General features: G+C 57.7%; 14 protein-coding genes and 1 pseudogene. 5 read left to right on the top strand and 10 right to left on the bottom strand.

Annotated elements, in window-relative coordinates; genetic code table 11:
* Window positions 1–7: 7 nt before the first annotated feature.
* On the bottom strand, window positions 8–289 hold the full coding sequence (locus SPL01S_RS06740; protein ID WP_004944199.1) for a YjcB family protein: 282 nt from the start codon (window positions 287–289) through the stop codon (window positions 8–10).
* A 294-nt stretch (window positions 290–583) separates the two neighbouring features.
* Between SPL01S_RS06740 and mrdA2 the strand changes: the two genes are divergently transcribed.
* Window positions 584–2,509, top strand: a complete 1,926-nt coding sequence (mrdA2, locus tag SPL01S_RS06735; RefSeq protein ID WP_063198400.1) for a peptidoglycan DD-transpeptidase MrdA2 — start codon at window positions 584–586, stop codon at window positions 2,507–2,509.
* 102 nt (window positions 2,510–2,611) lie between these two features.
* Window positions 2,612–4,330, top strand: a complete 1,719-nt coding sequence (locus tag SPL01S_RS06730; RefSeq protein ID WP_062870770.1) for a penicillin-binding transpeptidase domain-containing protein — start codon at window positions 2,612–2,614, stop codon at window positions 4,328–4,330.
* Between the two features lie 101 nt (window positions 4,331–4,431).
* On the opposite strand, the gene SPL01S_RS06725 is transcribed toward SPL01S_RS06730, so the two are convergent.
* The 3 genes from SPL01S_RS06725 to SPL01S_RS06715 form a co-directional block, all read right to left on the bottom strand.
* Window positions 4,432–4,632, bottom strand: coding sequence for a hypothetical protein (locus SPL01S_RS06725; RefSeq protein ID WP_062870771.1), 201 nt, complete (start codon window positions 4,630–4,632; stop codon window positions 4,432–4,434).
* A 527-nt stretch (window positions 4,633–5,159) separates the two neighbouring features.
* Window positions 5,160–5,372 carry a YMGG-like glycine zipper-containing protein gene (locus tag SPL01S_RS06720; protein ID WP_004944210.1) on the bottom strand — a complete coding sequence of 71 codons (213 nt, stop codon included), beginning with the start codon at window positions 5,370–5,372 and terminating at the stop codon, window positions 5,160–5,162.
* A 136-nt stretch (window positions 5,373–5,508) separates the two neighbouring features.
* A complete protein-coding gene (locus SPL01S_RS06715; protein ID WP_081113146.1) occupies window positions 5,509–6,036 on the bottom strand; it encodes a GNAT family N-acetyltransferase in 528 nt (175 codons plus the stop codon).
* A gap of 275 nt (window positions 6,037–6,311) precedes the next feature.
* On the opposite strand from SPL01S_RS06715, the gene SPL01S_RS24435 reads away from it, so the two are divergent.
* Window positions 6,312–6,446, top strand: a complete 135-nt coding sequence (locus tag SPL01S_RS24435; RefSeq protein WP_006325135.1) for an AcrZ family multidrug efflux pump-associated protein — start codon at window positions 6,312–6,314, stop codon at window positions 6,444–6,446.
* Window positions 6,447–6,484: 38 nt separating this feature from the next.
* Here the strand turns inward: SPL01S_RS24435 and SPL01S_RS06710 are convergent, their stop codons facing one another.
* The 6 genes from SPL01S_RS06710 to SPL01S_RS06685 form a co-directional block, all read right to left on the bottom strand.
* A complete protein-coding gene (locus SPL01S_RS06710) occupies window positions 6,485–7,246 on the bottom strand; it encodes an amino acid ABC transporter ATP-binding protein (RefSeq protein ID WP_006318796.1) in 762 nt (253 codons plus the stop codon).
* Window positions 7,243–8,160 (bottom strand): amino acid ABC transporter permease, encoded by a 918-nt coding sequence (locus SPL01S_RS06705; protein ID WP_063198398.1) that lies wholly within the window; start codon window positions 8,158–8,160, stop codon window positions 7,243–7,245. Before SPL01S_RS06705 ends, SPL01S_RS06710 begins: the two co-directional genes overlap by 4 nt.
* Window positions 8,157–9,071: an ABC transporter substrate-binding protein gene (locus SPL01S_RS06700; RefSeq protein ID WP_062870775.1), complete on the bottom strand. Its 915-nt coding sequence runs from the start codon at window positions 9,069–9,071 to the stop codon at window positions 8,157–8,159. Before SPL01S_RS06700 ends, SPL01S_RS06705 begins: the two co-directional genes overlap by 4 nt.
* 16 nt (window positions 9,072–9,087) lie before the next feature.
* Window positions 9,088–10,425 carry an LLM class flavin-dependent oxidoreductase gene (locus SPL01S_RS06695; protein ID WP_062870776.1) on the bottom strand — a complete coding sequence of 446 codons (1,338 nt, stop codon included), beginning with the start codon at window positions 10,423–10,425 and terminating at the stop codon, window positions 9,088–9,090.
* Between the two features lie 17 nt (window positions 10,426–10,442).
* Window positions 10,443–11,762 carry an MmgE/PrpD family protein gene (locus SPL01S_RS06690; protein WP_063198395.1) on the bottom strand — a complete coding sequence of 440 codons (1,320 nt, stop codon included), beginning with the start codon at window positions 11,760–11,762 and terminating at the stop codon, window positions 10,443–10,445.
* A gap of 229 nt (window positions 11,763–11,991) precedes the next feature.
* Complete coding sequence (locus SPL01S_RS06685; RefSeq protein ID WP_062870778.1) at window positions 11,992–12,879, bottom strand: LysR family transcriptional regulator; 888 nt, start codon at window positions 12,877–12,879, stop codon at window positions 11,992–11,994.
* 122 nt (window positions 12,880–13,001) lie between these two features.
* Between SPL01S_RS06685 and SPL01S_RS06680 the strand changes: the two genes are divergently transcribed.
* Both SPL01S_RS06680 and SPL01S_RS06675 read left to right on the top strand, forming a co-directional pair.
* Window positions 13,002–14,159: a serine hydrolase domain-containing protein gene (locus SPL01S_RS06680; protein ID WP_063198393.1), complete on the top strand. Its 1,158-nt coding sequence runs from the start codon at window positions 13,002–13,004 to the stop codon at window positions 14,157–14,159.
* Window positions 14,159–15,337: pseudogene (locus SPL01S_RS06675) on the top strand (MFS transporter). Before SPL01S_RS06680 ends, SPL01S_RS06675 begins: the two are co-directional and overlap by 1 nt.
* The last annotated feature ends 28 nt before the right edge of the window (window positions 15,338–15,365 follow it).

Raw genomic sequence — 15,365 nt, 5'->3', positions numbered from 1 at the left:
GTGCGGCTCAGGGCATTGGCCAGTCGGTCGGGGTTTTGCTCATTACGTCGAAGAATACGTCTTTGGTCACTGACCAAAAATGCAGGAATCCTTCCTGGCTGAAACTGATGCCCATCAGGCCCATCACAAACCAGCAGGTGGTGAACAGCCCGAGGCTGCTGAACATGAATGCCATGCCGTTACGGCTGGTCTTACGACAAACGACGTTTAACTGGCTGGCCATAAACATCATTACGGCGCTCAGCAATTCCCAGCGCATCATAATCAAACCCGTGGCTATGGTACTCATCGAACGTGATCCTTTGTGACAAAGCCGCAGCCGGCAGGGCGCCGGAGAACAGTGCGGGCAAAAATGGAGTAGTGTGATCTGCGTCACATTGTAGCACTGGGATAAAGGGGCGCTCAATCCCTGTACGGCATAAAAGCCGGTACCCGGAAACATTCCAATATGCTGAAACATTTATGCCATTTCATTAGCAACCTTTTAATGGGGGCCGTTAACCAATAACGCTATGCTTGCCGACTTTTCACTGCCCTGATTTATCTGGGGAAAATGTGACGTCAGACAGGTACTGCACTGCGTATGGCCCTCTTAAAAGAAAAAATCCGTGACCATTCCGCTGAGGAAATGTTGTTTATTCGCCGTGCCTGCGTGGCGATGGTGTTGGTGATCGCCTGCTTCGGCGCACTGATCGTCAACCTGTATCATCTGCAGATTAAGCAACATGCGTTCTACCAGACGCGCTCCAATCAAAACGACATCAAAATGCTGCCGATTGCCCCTAGCCGCGGGCTGATATTCGATCGTAACGGCATCCCTTTGGTGCGTAACATTACGCTGTACCAGATCCAGGTTATTCCCAGCAAAATCGCCAATATGGCCGCGCTGTTGCAGGCGCTGACGCCGATTGTCGATCTGACGCCTGAGGACATCGCCACCTTCCGCGACGACATGCACCACAACGGCCGCTATAAACCGGTGACGCTGAAAAGCGGGTTGAACGACACCGAGGTCGCCCGTTTTGCGGTCAATCAATACCGTTTTGACGGGGTGACCATCGACACCTATCAGCAGCGGGAATATCCGTATGGTGCCGAACTGGCGCACGTGGTGGGTTATGTATCGAAAATCAACGACGGCGATGTGAAACGCCTCGATAAAGCCGGTATCGGCGAAAATTACTCCGCCGACCATAACATCGGCAAGCAGGGTATTGAGGCTTACTATGAGTCGGAACTGCATGGCACCACCGGATATCAGGAAGTGGAGGTGGATAACCACGGACGCGTGATACGCCTGCTGAAAGAGCAGCCGCCGCAGGCCGGCAAAAATATCTATCTGACGCTCGATTTGCCGTTACAGCAGTATATCGAGTCGGTGCTGAAGGGGCAGCGAGCGGCGGTGGTGGTTGAGGACCCGCGCGATGGCGGCATTCTGGCGATGGTGTCCAGCCCCAGTTACGATCCCAATCCTTTCGTGAAAGGCATCAGCTACAAAGCTTATAAAGCCTTATTGACCAACCCCGATTTGCCGCTGATTAACCGCGTCACTCAGGGGCTGTACCCGCCGGCGTCCACCGTGAAGCCTTATATGGCCACCTCTGCGCTGTTCGCCGGGGTGATAACCCCCAACACCAGCTTCTTTGGCGCGCCGACCTGGACGTTGCCGGGGACTCAACGCCGTTACCGTGACTGGCTGAAGAGTGGCCACGGTATGCTGAACGTTACTAAAGCGATAGAGGAGTCCGCCGATACCTTCTTTTATCAGGTGGCGTTTGAAATGGGCATTGATCGCATTCACAGCTGGCTGAGCCAGTTCGGTTACGGCCAGGCGACCGGGATCGATCTCAACGAAGAGTATCGCGGCGTACTGCCCAGCCGCGACTGGAAGCAGCGGGTGCATAAAAAACCCTGGTATCAGGGCGATACCGTCTCGGTCGGCATCGGCCAGGGGTATTGGGTCGCCACGCCAATTCAGATGGTGAAGGCGCTCACCACGCTTATCAATAACGGCAAGGTGAAAACGCCCCATCTGCTGTACTCGATGCGCCAGGGCAATCGGGTGAGCCGCTATCAACCGCCGCTGCAGACGGCACAGATCGGCGATGCCAAATCACCGTACTGGGGCATTGTGCGCAATGGCATGTACGGTATGGCCAATTTGCCGAACGGCACCGGTTACAAGCTGTTCCATACCGCGCCGTATCAGATCGCCGCCAAATCCGGTACTTCGCAGGTATTTAGTCTGAAAGAAAATCAAACCTATAACGCCAAGATGATCCCGGTACGGTTGCGTGACCATATTTTCTACACGCTGTTCGCTCCCTATAAAAATCCGCGGGTGGCGATGGCGCTGATTCTGGAAAACGGCGGCGGTGACGGCGTGGTGGCGGGGCCAACCGCACGGGCAATCCTTGACCATATTTTTGACCCGGCCAACGCGCCGAAACCTGATGATGGGCAGAAAGTTAAACCGGAGTTAAACGACAGTGAGGATGTGCAACAGTAAACGCGTTTGTTTTTACTTTCTTACAAACTGCAATCTTCTAAAGATTTCCGTCAGGGTAGACTGAAATAATTACATAATCCGAATAAAAACGCAGGGTTAACAGTGGCGCCACTAATAAAAAAGAGCGGTAAAAATTATTCCTCACTGAGGTTTGGCTGGATTTGCGCCGGTATTCTGGTGTGTTTTTTCCTGCTGGCGTTCCGGGTGGGCTATTTGCAACTGATGGAGCATCAGCAGTTGGCGGACCAGGCGGATCAGCGCTCAATTCGCACGCAGGTGCTACCGACCAACCGGGGTATGATCACCGACCGCAATGATGAAGCGCTGGCGGTGAGCGTGTCTTCGAAAGATATCGTACTGGATCCCAAGCATATTCTCGACACCCATACCGATACCGGCAACGAACGCTGGCAGAGCCTGGCCAACGTGCTGAAAATGCCGCTGACGGACGTGCAAAAGTTGATTCAGGCCAACGCCCATAAGCGTTTCGTCTATCTGGCCCGCAAGGTGGAAGACGATAACGCGAATTACATCAATAAACTGCATCTGACCGGTGTCAGCACCGAGCAGGATTTCAGCCGCTTTTACCCGATGGGCCAGGACGCTGCCGGGTTGATCGGTATTGTCGGGCAGGACAATCAGGGGCTCGAAGGCATTGAGCTGGGCTTCAACCACCTGTTGCAGGGCAAGAACGGGATGCGGGTGTACCAGAAGGACGGCAGCGGGGCGGTGATCGGCGTGATCAAGAGCGTCGATCCCGTACCGCCGCCGAACGTTACGCTGAGCATCGATAAATTTATCCAGTACGTCCTGTTTGCGCAAATCCGCGATGGCGTAGTGGCCAACCAGGCCGATTCCGGCTGTGCGGTGCTGGTGAAAGTCAGTACCGGCGAGGTGCTTGGTATGGCCAGTTACCCGTCGTTCAACCCGAACAACTATGCCAATACGCCGGCAAAAGATATTCGCAACGTTTGCAGCAGCGACAGCTTCGAACCGGGTTCGACGGTGAAACCGGTGGTCGTGATGGTCGGGCTGGAACATAGGCTGATTAAGCCGGATACGGTGCTGGATACCACGCCGTACCGGGTCAACGGCCACTTGATCAAGGACGTTGGCCACTGGTCCAAACTGACCATTACCGGCGTGCTGCAAAAATCCAGCGATATCGCGGTGTCGCATATCGCATTGGCGCTGCCTGCCACCGTGCTACCTGCGGTCTACAAGAGCTTTGGTCTGGGGCTGCCGACCGAGTTGGGCATCGGTAACGAGAGCAGCGGTTATCTGCCGCAGCATCGTGAACGCTGGGCCGATATCGAGCGGGCGACTTTCTCCTTCGGCTACGGGTTGCGCGTTACGCCGCTGCAAATGGCGCGCGAATATGCCGCCATCGGCGCTTACGGCGTTTATCGGCCGCTGTCGATCACGCGGGTGACGCCGCCGGTCATGGGGCAGCGGATCTTGCCGGAAGAGACGGTGAAAACCGTGGTGCATATGATGGAAAGCGACGCCTTGCCGGGCGGCAGTGGGGTCAGCGCCGCGGTGCCGGGTTACCGGCTGGCGATTAAAACCGGTACTGCCGAGAAGATGGGTGCCAACGGCAAATATGACGGCGGCTATATCAACTACACCGCAGGCGTGGCGCCGGCCAGCGATCCGCAGGTGGCGCTGGTGGTGATGGTCAACAACCCGAAAGCCGGCAAGCACTTCGGCGGTTCGGTGGCCGGCCCGGTGTTCGGCAAGATCATGGCGCAGGTGCTGGAGCATATGAATATCCTGCCGGACGCTCAACCGCTGAATGTGGTTTCTCAGGTGAAGGGGTAATGTTTTTTGCGTTGCCGATAGAAAGCAGAAAGGGGGCCGGTTTCCGGCCCCCTTTCGTTTACCCGGCAGGCTGCGTAATAAGTTGCCGGCAAGCCAAATTATTACTTACCTTGAGCCGCCCACCATTTTGCCACGCAGGCATTAGGCGCCTGGATTTTTTTGCCGTCCTTGGTGACGTAGGGAACCGGCGAATAAATAAAGGTGCAAACGCCGGCGGGACGTTGCGCGGCGGAGGCGACGGCAGACATGCCCACTGCGGAAGCCAGAATTGCCGAGAGAAGTATTACGTTTGATAATTTCATAACTCATCCTTAATAATGAAAATAGAATTGTATTCTTAAGCCTCATCAAGATTCCCCTGAGGCGGTTCGAGTTCGAGAGTGTCATCATGACCTTCAGCAATGCCATTTCTTTGTTTTGAAGGGAGACCTGGCGAGGTTATTAGCTTGTTGTGTCATCGTCTACAGCGAATTTTATTATGGATTTGCTATGAATTATTCATTAATAAATGACGTGAATGATTTTAAGGCAGAGCCTCATTGATTAGTTATATACCTGGTGGATGGTCAATATTTTCTTTTTAAGTAAGGTTTTTTTCTGCGGCTAACGCGCATTATTTTTCGACGTGGCTTTGACAGGTTATTAGAACGGGGAGGCGATGAGGATAAGTCCAACAGCGTTTTCAGTGATAATCAGTTGTCGTTCATCCGACGTTTGACGAGATTTTTAAAAAAGAAGAAAAAATAGACGTAAAAATAAAAATCACTCAGGCAGGAAGCGTCTTTTATTACAGACGTTCCGGCCTGAGATTTTTATTATTCAGCTATCGTTAACGGCTGGTTTGGTGACCGATAATACCGCCCAGTGCCGCCCCGCCCAGCGTGCCCAGGGTGCTGCCGTCGGTCAATACTGCACCACCCAGCGCGCCTACGCCGGCGCCGATTGCGGTGTTGCGATTGCGGTTAGACATATGCCCGCATGCAGTGACAGAAAGCGTAGCCATTACGAGAACCAACACGCCGGCAACACGTTTAATGTTCATAAGAATTATCCTGGTAAAATGATCGATTACTTGGCTAAAAATACGGCAATTAATCGTTCGGTAGAAGTTGAGATGAATGTATTCCTCCGGCAGAAAATAGAATAGGTAAATAGTCTTAAATTTGAGTCGCCGTATATTATTTAAGGGCCGCCAGATGGCGAATATCCGGCCAGACGTAAATCACATTGCTGGAACGCCACAACGGACCGGGATCGGTATAGTTACCGGCAGGCGCACCGCCCAATGCCTGATAAAACCGCATGGCGCTGTCATTCCCGTCGACCACTCCCAGCGCAATGCTGCGATAGCCGAGCTTTTGCATTTCTCTTGCCGCAGCACCGAGCAGCCTGCGGCCGATACCCTGACGTTGATGTTCATCGCTGACGAAAAGTGATTTTATCTCGGCATGCTCGCCAAACTGCGGATGGGAAGGGGCGTCGGCCAGACAGAATCCGACCAATTGACCAGCCGATTCGGCCAGCAGCACCTGCGCTGTGCCAGGCTGTTGCAGTTTTTCTTGCCAGTGGACCAACCGCCTTGGTTCATCCAGCGCGGCATAGGCCGCTAGCGTTGCCAGCCCTTGGTAGGCGCTGCGCCAGACCTGCACGTGCAGACGCGCGATCGCCGGTGCATCCGCAGGCCGCGCCATTCTCAGCGTTATCATCATGGCTCCCGTTATTTGGCCGCTATCGCCATTACTGGCGCCTTGGACATCTGTTTTTCGAGCTGGCGTCCCACCGATGTTTCGGTGCTTTATCCCGCCTTGCCCAGAGCATTTTTTGTCATTGTTTTAATGCAACTGTGTAAGTTACATTAGCCGTCTTCAAGTGTGATATCTGTCACAGATTGAAAATACCAACAATAAAATGTGCGGTATCTCTGAGAAATTCAAGTTCATTTGTGAACGGCTTTCTCCGCTTAAAAAACCAGGAGACAACGATGTTAGAAATGATTGAGAGTTTGGCAACCGTGGTGATCCTGGTGCCGGTAATGATAGCCGTGTTGCTGGGCTCGATTTATGGTTTGGGTGAAGTGTTTAACGTTTTCTCCGCTATCGGCAGAAAAAAAGACTGAATTCCATGATCAGGGGGCGTAATGCCCCCTGATGCAATTTAGAGAACCGTCGCCAGGAAGTTACGCGTTCTTTCATGTTGAGGCGCATCCAGCACCTGCTGCGCAGTCCCGGTTTCGACCACTTTCCCCTGATCCATAAAGATGATTTGATCGGCCACTTCGCGGGCAAAACCGATCTCATGGGTGACCACGACCATCGTCATGCCGGAGTGCGTCAGGCCCTTCATCACCTGCAACACTTCGCCAACCAGTTCCGGATCGAGCGCGGAAGTCGGCTCATCAAACAACAGCACCTCGGGATTCATCGCCAGCGCGCGGGCGATCGCCACACGCTGCTGTTGGCCACCGGAAAGCTCGCGTGGCCAGGCGTTAATGCGATGCTCCAGCCCCACGCGGGTCAGCAGGGCCTTCGCCCGTTCGACCACCACGGCTTTCTTTTCCTTTTTCACCAGCAATGGCGCTTCCGTAACGTTTTCCAGCACCGTGCGGTGCGGGAACAGGTTGAACTGCTGGAACACCATGCCGATGCTTTTACGCTGTTCGGCGACTTCACGCTCCTTCAGTTCATACAGATGCTTGCCTTTCTGACGATAACCGATCAGTTGTTCACCCACGCGGATGGTGCCGCCGTCGAGCTTTTCCAGGTGGTTGATGCAGCGCAGCAAGGTCGATTTCCCCGAGCCGGAAGGGCCGAGGATCACCGTGACCGAACCGGCCGGGATCTGCAGGCTGATGTTTTTCAGCACTTCGGTACCGGAGAAAGACTTACGTACCTGGTTGATATGAATGGCTGCGCTCATTGTTCTGCTCCCTGGTTCAGTTCGGTCTGGGCCTTGCGGTTGCGCGACAGCCAGCCGCCGCGCGTGGCCTGAGTACCACGACCGAAATAACGCTCAACATAGTGCTGGCCAATCGACAGAATCGAGGTCATCACCAGGTACCACAGCGTGGCGACCAGCAACAGCGGGATCACCTCGTAGGTGCGTTGGTAGATAATCTGCGCCGAATACAGCACGTCTTGCAGGGCGATAACCGACACCACGGCGGTGGTTTTAAGCTGCCCGATCACCTCATTGCCGGCCGGCGGCAAAATGGTGCGCATGGCCTGCGGCAAAACCACTCGCCACAGGATCTGCCCACGGCGATAGCCCAATGCCTTGGCGGCCTCCAGTTGGCCGCTGCCCACGCTTTGAATGCCTGCACGCACAATCTCTGCCGCATAGGCCGACTGATGCATGACCAGAGCAATCACCGCAGCGCTGAAGGTGCTGATAATGGTGTTGGTCGGCGCGCTGGCGACCTCGCCCAGAAACGGGATCCACAGGCTGATGCGCGGGTAAAGCGCGGCGATGTTGTACCACAGGAAAAGTTGCACCAGCATAGGTACCGCGCGGAAGAACCAGGTATAAAACCAGCTTACCGCGACCAGCACCGGGTTGGCGGAGAGGCGCATCAACGCCAGCAGCACGCCGCCGGCGAAACCGAAGATCACCGAGATGACCGTCAGCTTCAGCGTCATGATCACGCCGTTGATGATTGACGCCTCGGTAAAGTTTTCCGCCACCACCGCCCATTCAAAGCGCGGGTTGTGCAGCATCGAGTTGGCGATAACGCCGACGATCAGCAGCACGACCAGGGCGCTGAACCAGCGCCCGTAATGCCGATGACCGACGATGCTCAGTTCGGCATCATCGGCAGGGTGTTGCGCACTCATTTTGCAATCTCTTCGTTGATGCCGGCGGTTTTCACCGCACCGAAACCGATATCCCAACCGTCGAGGATTTTCTGGTAGCTGCCATCGGCAATCAGCGAGTTAAGCGCGGCCTGCACCGGTTTCACCAGTTCGGAACCTTTTGGCAACGCGATGGCTACCGTGGTGCCTTCGATATTGATGTCGCCGGCCAGCGCCAGCGCTTTAACATGGCTCGCCTGGTAGCGCAGGCCTTCATAAGGGCCGAAGAACATCGGCACGCGGCCGCTGATCGTCGCCTGCACGCCAGCCGGGCGGTCCGGGAAGATCGGAATGGTGATCGCCGGTTTGCCGGCGCTGACGCACTGGTCGCTGGCCTGCTGCAAACGGGTGACCTGCGAAGTGCCGGCACCGGCGCCGACGGTCTGGCCGCACAGTTGTGCCAGTTCGGTGAACGGGCCGAGCGCCGCATCTTTACGGGCGATCAGCGCCAGTTTGGAGGCATTGTAATAGCCGACGAAGTCCACCTGTTGGAAACGCTTCTTGTTGGCGTCGATGTTGGCCAGCGCCACGTCGTAGCGACCGGATTTCAAACCGGGAATGATATTGTCGAAACCGCCGGTGTCCTTCCAGTGGATCGCGACACCGAGACGATCGGCAATGGCGCTCATCACGTCGATTTCACGCCCGGCCAGCGTTTTGTTGTCCGCCTCGTAGAAGGTGGTCGGCGGCGTGTTCGGGTTAGTGCCCGCCACGATAAAGCCGGCTTTTTTGACGGCTTCAGGCAGGCTGTCGTGCAGTTTCGGATCGGCGCTGGCTTTCAGCGCGGCCTTGAAGGGAACATCGCCTTCGGCGGCATAGCCTGTGGCCAACGGGGCTAAGGTGGAAGAAGCCAACAGCAGGGACAGCACAGTGCGTTTAACGGTAGTTTTCATGGTATTCCCCTGCAGATTAAGCCGATTTTACGTTGGCGAAGTTGATTGCCGGTTCCGGCAGGCCCAGGTTTTCACGCAGGGTTGAATAGTGATATTCCTCGCGGAACAGGCCACGGCGGCGCAGCTCCGGTATGACCAGCTCGACGAACAGCTCCAGCTGATTTGGCAGTACGGCGGGCATGATGTTAAAGCCGTCGGCGCCTTGCTGTTCCAGCCACAGCTGGAAGTCATCGGCGATCTCTTCGGCGGTGCCGACCACCACGCGGTGTCCGCGCGAGCCTGCCGCTACCGCAGCCAGTTCCCGCAGCGTCAGGTTTTCCCGCGCGGCCAGATCGGTCAGCAGTTTCACCCGGCTTTGGCCGCCTTCGGTTGCGCCAACATCCGGCACCGGGCCATCGAGCGGGTAGTCGCTTAGATCGAAGCCGAAGCGGGCGGAAAGCTGCTCGATGCCGTTATCGATATCCACTAACTGATTCAACTGATACCAGGTCTCCTGCGCTTCAGCCTTGGTGCGGCCGATAATCGGCATCACGCCCGGCAGGATCAGCAGGTGGTCCGGGTTACGGCCGGCCTCGGCCACGTACTTTTTCTGGCTGCGGTAAAACGCCTGGCCTTCCTCCAGCGTGGCAGCGGCGGTAAACACTACCTCGGCGGTTTCCGCCGCCAGCTGCTGCCCGGCCGGTGAAGAGCCGGCTTCGATAATCACCGGGCGGCCCTGTGGGGAACGCGAAATATTCAGTGGCCCCTGAACCGAAAAGTGTTTGCCCTTGTGGTTGGCCGCGTGAATTTTGTCGTCGATGGCGTAGATGCCCTGTTGTTTGTCACGCACGATAGCGTCTTCTTCCCAGCCGTCCCACAGTTTGTAGCTGGCTTCGAGGAACTCGCGCGCCACTTCGTAACGTTCGGCGTGCGAAGGCAGATCGTCACGGCTGAAGTTGCGCGCCGCATCGCTGGAAAAGGACGTCACCACGTTCCAGGCTGCACGGCCGCGGCTGATATGGTCGATGGACGCCATGGCGCGCGCCAGATGGAAGGGTTGGTCGAAGGTGGTGGAGGCGGTGGCCGCCAGCCCGATATGGCGAGTATTGACCGCCAGCGCCGCCAGCAAGGTCAGCGGCTCCAGACGCGACATCGTCGAAGGCAAACGGTGTACGCTGGTGGCCAGCGCGTCGCCGACGAAGAACATGTCAAAGGTGCCTTCTTCGGCTTTTTTGGCGATCCAGGTGAACCAGTCGATATCGGTCGGTGATCCGCTGGCGCCTTCTGCGCGCCAGCCGCCGACATGGTGCCCCAGAGCTTGAACAAACAGGCCGAGACGTAATTGACGCGATGGTGTTGAAGGTGAAGCACTCATAATTAGTCCTCTATTTATTATTGATTTAATAATGCAATTAACCGTGCCGTCGCGCCGGGCTGCGTCAGTGCGCAGTCGTGAACCACGCGGTCGCCATCCAATTGCGGCAGCAGTTGCAGGATGCTGCGCAGCTTGGCTTCGACATCCGTTGGGCGGGCGGCGGTTTGTTTTCTGGTGACAATGTCACTAAATTGGCGGCCGTCGTGCAGCGTCAGCGTCACGCGGTGGAAACGCAGTTCCGGATCCCACTCATCTGGCGGGGCAGAAAGGTCGGCATGCCGTTCCACCCGCGCCGCCAGTGCGGCAATCATCGGGTCGACGGGGTTTTCACCGTAATGCATCAGCGGCACGGCACCGCTGTACAGTGCATCGGCGATCACATATTCCAGGCTGAAACGCGCTTCGACGCCGTTTACCGGGCGGCGAATATGGGGAGCGGTATCCGCGCCGGGCGGGAAACTGACCTGAATGCGGCTGATGGCGGCAGGCATCTCGTCGGCGGTAATACCTTGTTCGAGCAGGTTTTCACGCAGGGCGAAGGCGGCTTCGGCCGCGCTGTGGGTGCCGCCGCAGGTTGGGTAACGTTTAAACTCCAGGCCCGGTTGCAGGATGCGCCACGGCGCGCCCCAATCTGCAGTCAGCAGATCCGGCCGCTGCCGGCCGTCACCGTGGGAACTGAACAGGCTGTCAATCACGCCTTCCGGCTGGCCGGCAAAGCCCGCCTGCGCCAGCAGCACGGCATTGACCGCCGCACGCGCCGCCAATCCGGCGTGCAGCGGTTTGGCGGCAGAACCGAACTGGCTGCGCAGCCCGGCTGCCTGGGTAGCGGCCAGGCCGAGTGCAATCTGCGTCTGGAGCGGGGTCAATCCTAAATAGCGTGCGGCTGCTGCACTGGCGGCTACCGCGCCCAGAGTCGCGGTGCTGTGGAAACCCAACTGATAATGCTGGGTTCCGGCCGCCAACCCCAATCGCCCGGCGGCTTCTACCCCTATCGCATAGGCGCTCAACAGCGCGGTGGCATCGTCGCGATCGTCGGTCAGCGCCAACAAGGCAGAGAGCACCACCGTGGTCGGGTGGCCGCGTAGCGCAGGGTGGTAATCGTCGAAATCCAGCGAGTGGCTGACGTAGCCAAAATACAAGGCACGGTTCTCAGCGCCGATCGGCGGGAACACCGATTTCACCGCCGCCAGCCCGGTATCGCTCAGCGCGCCGTGGACGATCGGCAATGCGCAGGCGAAGTAGTCCATCAGGCCGCGACGGGCGGCTGACAGGGCGAGAGCATCAGGCTGGGTATCCAGCACCAGACGGGTAAATTGAGCGGTTATGAGTGATGACAAGAGTATAAACCCTGATTTTTTATGCGGTTATGAGCCGGCCTGCGATTCAGGTTTTATTGTGTGGTGATTTTTCTCGCCCCGAAAGAACGAACGAGACTTTCATATTCCAAAATGGAATATCATAGACAGAAGCTAATACGGTGAGGCCCGCCGGCAGGCACTGTCGTTGCTGGCTTAGCTGATTTTGTGCAAAGCAAAGCCGGAATTGTTCTTAAGCTGCGTTGCGCCGTTAAGCCGGAAACAACCGTTCGCTCAGCAGATCGATAAACACCCGCAGTCGGGGAGCCAGGTGCTTGCTGGAGGGCCAGAGAATTTTAAAGCTGCCGGTATGGTGGCTGTGCTCGCCGAGAACCTGCTGCAACCGTTGCCCGGCCAACGCCTGTTTCACGGCGAAGTCGGGCAGGCAGGCGATGCCCTGGCCCTGTTCCGCCAGATAAATCAGCGTATCGACGGTATTGCACACCACGCTGCTACGCAGACCCTCCCCGAGGATTTTGTCCCAGTCCGCCACCGGCCAGCTTTCGACTTTTCCGGTGGTGGGGAATTTATACAGCAGGCAGGCGTGTTGGCGCAGATCGGCCGGCTGTTGCGGGATACCCGCCTGGCGTAAATAGCCGGGTGCCGCCACCAGTTGCAGGTGGAAGGTGCCCAATTGGCGGCTCATCAGCCGGGAATCTTCGGTTTCTCCGACGCGGATCACCGCGTCAAAGCCTTCCTCAATCACCTCAACCCGGCGATCGGAGAAATCCACCTCCAGCTCAATCTGCGGATATTGGCGGATAAACTCCGCCAGCACCGGATTAAGCAGGCTGCCCACCAGGGGCAAACTGACGCGTAATTTACCGCGTGGCGCACTGCGGGTATCGCTCAGTTCCTGTTCCGCCGCCGCCATTTCGCCGAGGATCCGCTGGCAGCGCTGCAAGAAAAGCGCGCCTTCCGCCGTCAGCGTCATGCTGCGGGTGCTGCGGTGAAACAGCCGCACGGCCAGGCGTGTCTCCAGCCGGGCGATGCTTTTGCCGATAGCCGAAGCGGAGACACCCAGCACGCGGCCTGCCTCGACAAAACTGAGCGTTTCGGCTGCCTGAACAAAGGCCGAGACGCCTGCCAGATTATCCATGTTCTTTCCCTATTGCGGACGCCAGTGTCCAGTATGAAGGGAAATCTAGCCTGTTTTTCCGTTAATCACCACACTCTATTCTCGGTAGCTACAGAAATTGACTGTCTACTGGAGTGTGACCCATGAGTGAATACAAGCTGGCTGCCCAGGCTATTGATAAGGCCATTGATCTGGCGCTGGAGGAAAAACGGTTGGTTGGGGCGGTGGTGTTGGTGGCGCAGGGCGGCGAAGGGGTTTATCGCCGTGCGGCGGGCATGGCGGACCGAGAGGCCGGCAAGCCAATGGCTGCCAACGCGCTGTTCCGGCTGGCCTCGGTCTCCAAACCTATCGTTTCCACTGCCGCGCTGGTGTTAATGGCGCAAGGGCGTTTGGGGCTGGAGGACCCGGTGACGCGCTGGTTGCCGGCTTTCCGGCCGCGCACCGCCGACGGGCGCGAACCGCCAATGACGGTGCGCCATCTGATGACCCACACCGCCGGGTTGAGTTACCGGTTTTTCCAGCCGGAACAGGGGTTCTATGCCCAGGCGGGCGTCTCCGACGGTATGGATGATGACCGGCTCAGCCTGCAAGAGAACCTGCGGCGTATCGCTTCGGCCCCGCTGTTGGCGGCGCCGGGAGCCGAATGGCGCTATTCGATTGCTACCGACGTGCTGGGTGCCGTGATCGAGCAGGCCAGCGGCTTGCCGTTAGCGGAAGCGGTGGCGCAGTTGGTGACCGGGCCGCTGGCGATGCACGACACCGGCTTTACCGCCACGGATGCGCAGCGGTTGACGGTGGCTTACGCCAACCACCACCCCGAACCCCGGCCGTTGCAACAACCCGATCGTTTGCCTTTTATCGAGGATACGGCCGGTTTTAACCTGTCCCCGGCGCGGGCGTTAGATGCTCACGCCTATGCCTCCGGCGGCGCAGGCATGGTGGGCTCCGCCGAAGATTTCTTGCGGCTGTTGGAAACCTTGCGCCAGGGCGGCGCGCCGCTGCTGCCAACGGAGTGGGTAACGGCGATGACCAGCAACCAGATAGGCTGTCTGCCGATGCCGTTCTGGCCGGGGCGCGGCTTCGGTCTGGGGATCACCGTGCTGAAAGATCCGCAGGCGGCGCAGACGCCGGAATCGATCGGCACCTGGCGTATGGGCGGCACCTACGGCCATTCCTGGTTTGTCGATCCCGCGCGCCAACTCAGCGTGGTGGCCTTCACCAATACGGCGCTCGAGGGGATGGCGGGGGCGTTTGTCGGCGAGCTGTGCCAGGCGGTATATGACGGGTTGGGAGAACCATAATGAAGATCCTGCCGCCGATTTTTTTCATCGCGCTGGGGCTGTTCGGCGTTTACTGCATCGAGTTTGGCGTGGTGGGCATTTTGCCGCTGATCATTGCGCGTTACGGGGTTTCAACCGCGCAGGCCGGGTGGCTGGTCGGCCTGTTTGCCGTGACTATCGCCTTGCTGGGGCCGTTGCTGGTGCTGCTGGCTTCGCGCTTCAACCGCAAGCGAATGCTGTTGATTTCGCTGGCCGTGTTCTCGTTGGCCAGCGTGCTGTCGGCTTATACCGCCAGTTTCAGCACCCTGATGATCCTGCGTATCCTGCCGGCGCTGTTTCACCCGATTTATTTTTCGCTGGCGATGGTGGCCGCGGCGTCGTTGTATCCCAAATAGCAGGTGACCCGGGCGACCGCCTATGCGTTTATCGGCACCAGTATGGGCATGGTGCTGGGGATCCCGCTGACCCACTGGATCGCCGGTCAGTTCAGTTATGAAGCCTCTTTTCTGTTCTGTGCGTTGGTTAACCTGCTGGCGGGCGTCGGCTTATTTTTCCGCCTGCCCGACGCCGCCACGCAAAAACTTAGCTACGGCAAACAGTTGGCGATATTGCGCAGCGGCGCGCTGTGGCTGAATATTGCCGCCTGTGTGCTGATTTTCGCCGCCATGTTCTCCGTTTATGCCTACGCTACCGAATACCTGAGCCGACAAACCGCCATTCGCGAGCCGATGGTGGGTATTCTGCTGGTGATTTTTGGCGCAGGCGGGGTAGCCGGTAACCTGTTGGCCGGTAAGTTGCTGAACCGGAACCGGGTAGCGACTACGTTACTGCACCCGATAGTGTTGGCAGCCGCCTATCTGCTGCTGTATCGCTACGGCAGTGCGCAGACGGGGCCGATGATCGCGCTCTGCCTGTTCTGGGGGGCGGCGCACACCAGCGGCCTGATCGTGACCCAGATCTGGCTGACATCCGAAGCGCCACAGGCACCCGAGTTTGCTACCGGGCTGTATATCGCCTTTATCAATTTGGGCGTGGCGGTCGGTTCGGTGGTCAGCGGCTGGTTTATCGATGCGCTGGGCCTGCAGGGCAGCATTCTCTGCGGTGGGCTTTTCGCTGTGCTGGCGGTAGTGACGATTGCGGTTAAGGTCGGGCTTTACCCGCCGCGGGAAGCGGCCGTGGTGAGTGAAGGTATGGTTTGATCATGGTTATTGCGCAGTGAGCAGGGAA

Origin of the sequence: Serratia plymuthica NBRC 102599 (genome assembly GCF_001590925.1) — a bacterium.
Taxonomy (GTDB): Bacteria; Pseudomonadota; Gammaproteobacteria; order Enterobacterales; family Enterobacteriaceae; genus Serratia; species Serratia plymuthica.
Note: the sequence above shows the minus strand (reverse complement) of the source record. Positions and strands in the feature narration are given on the sequence as shown.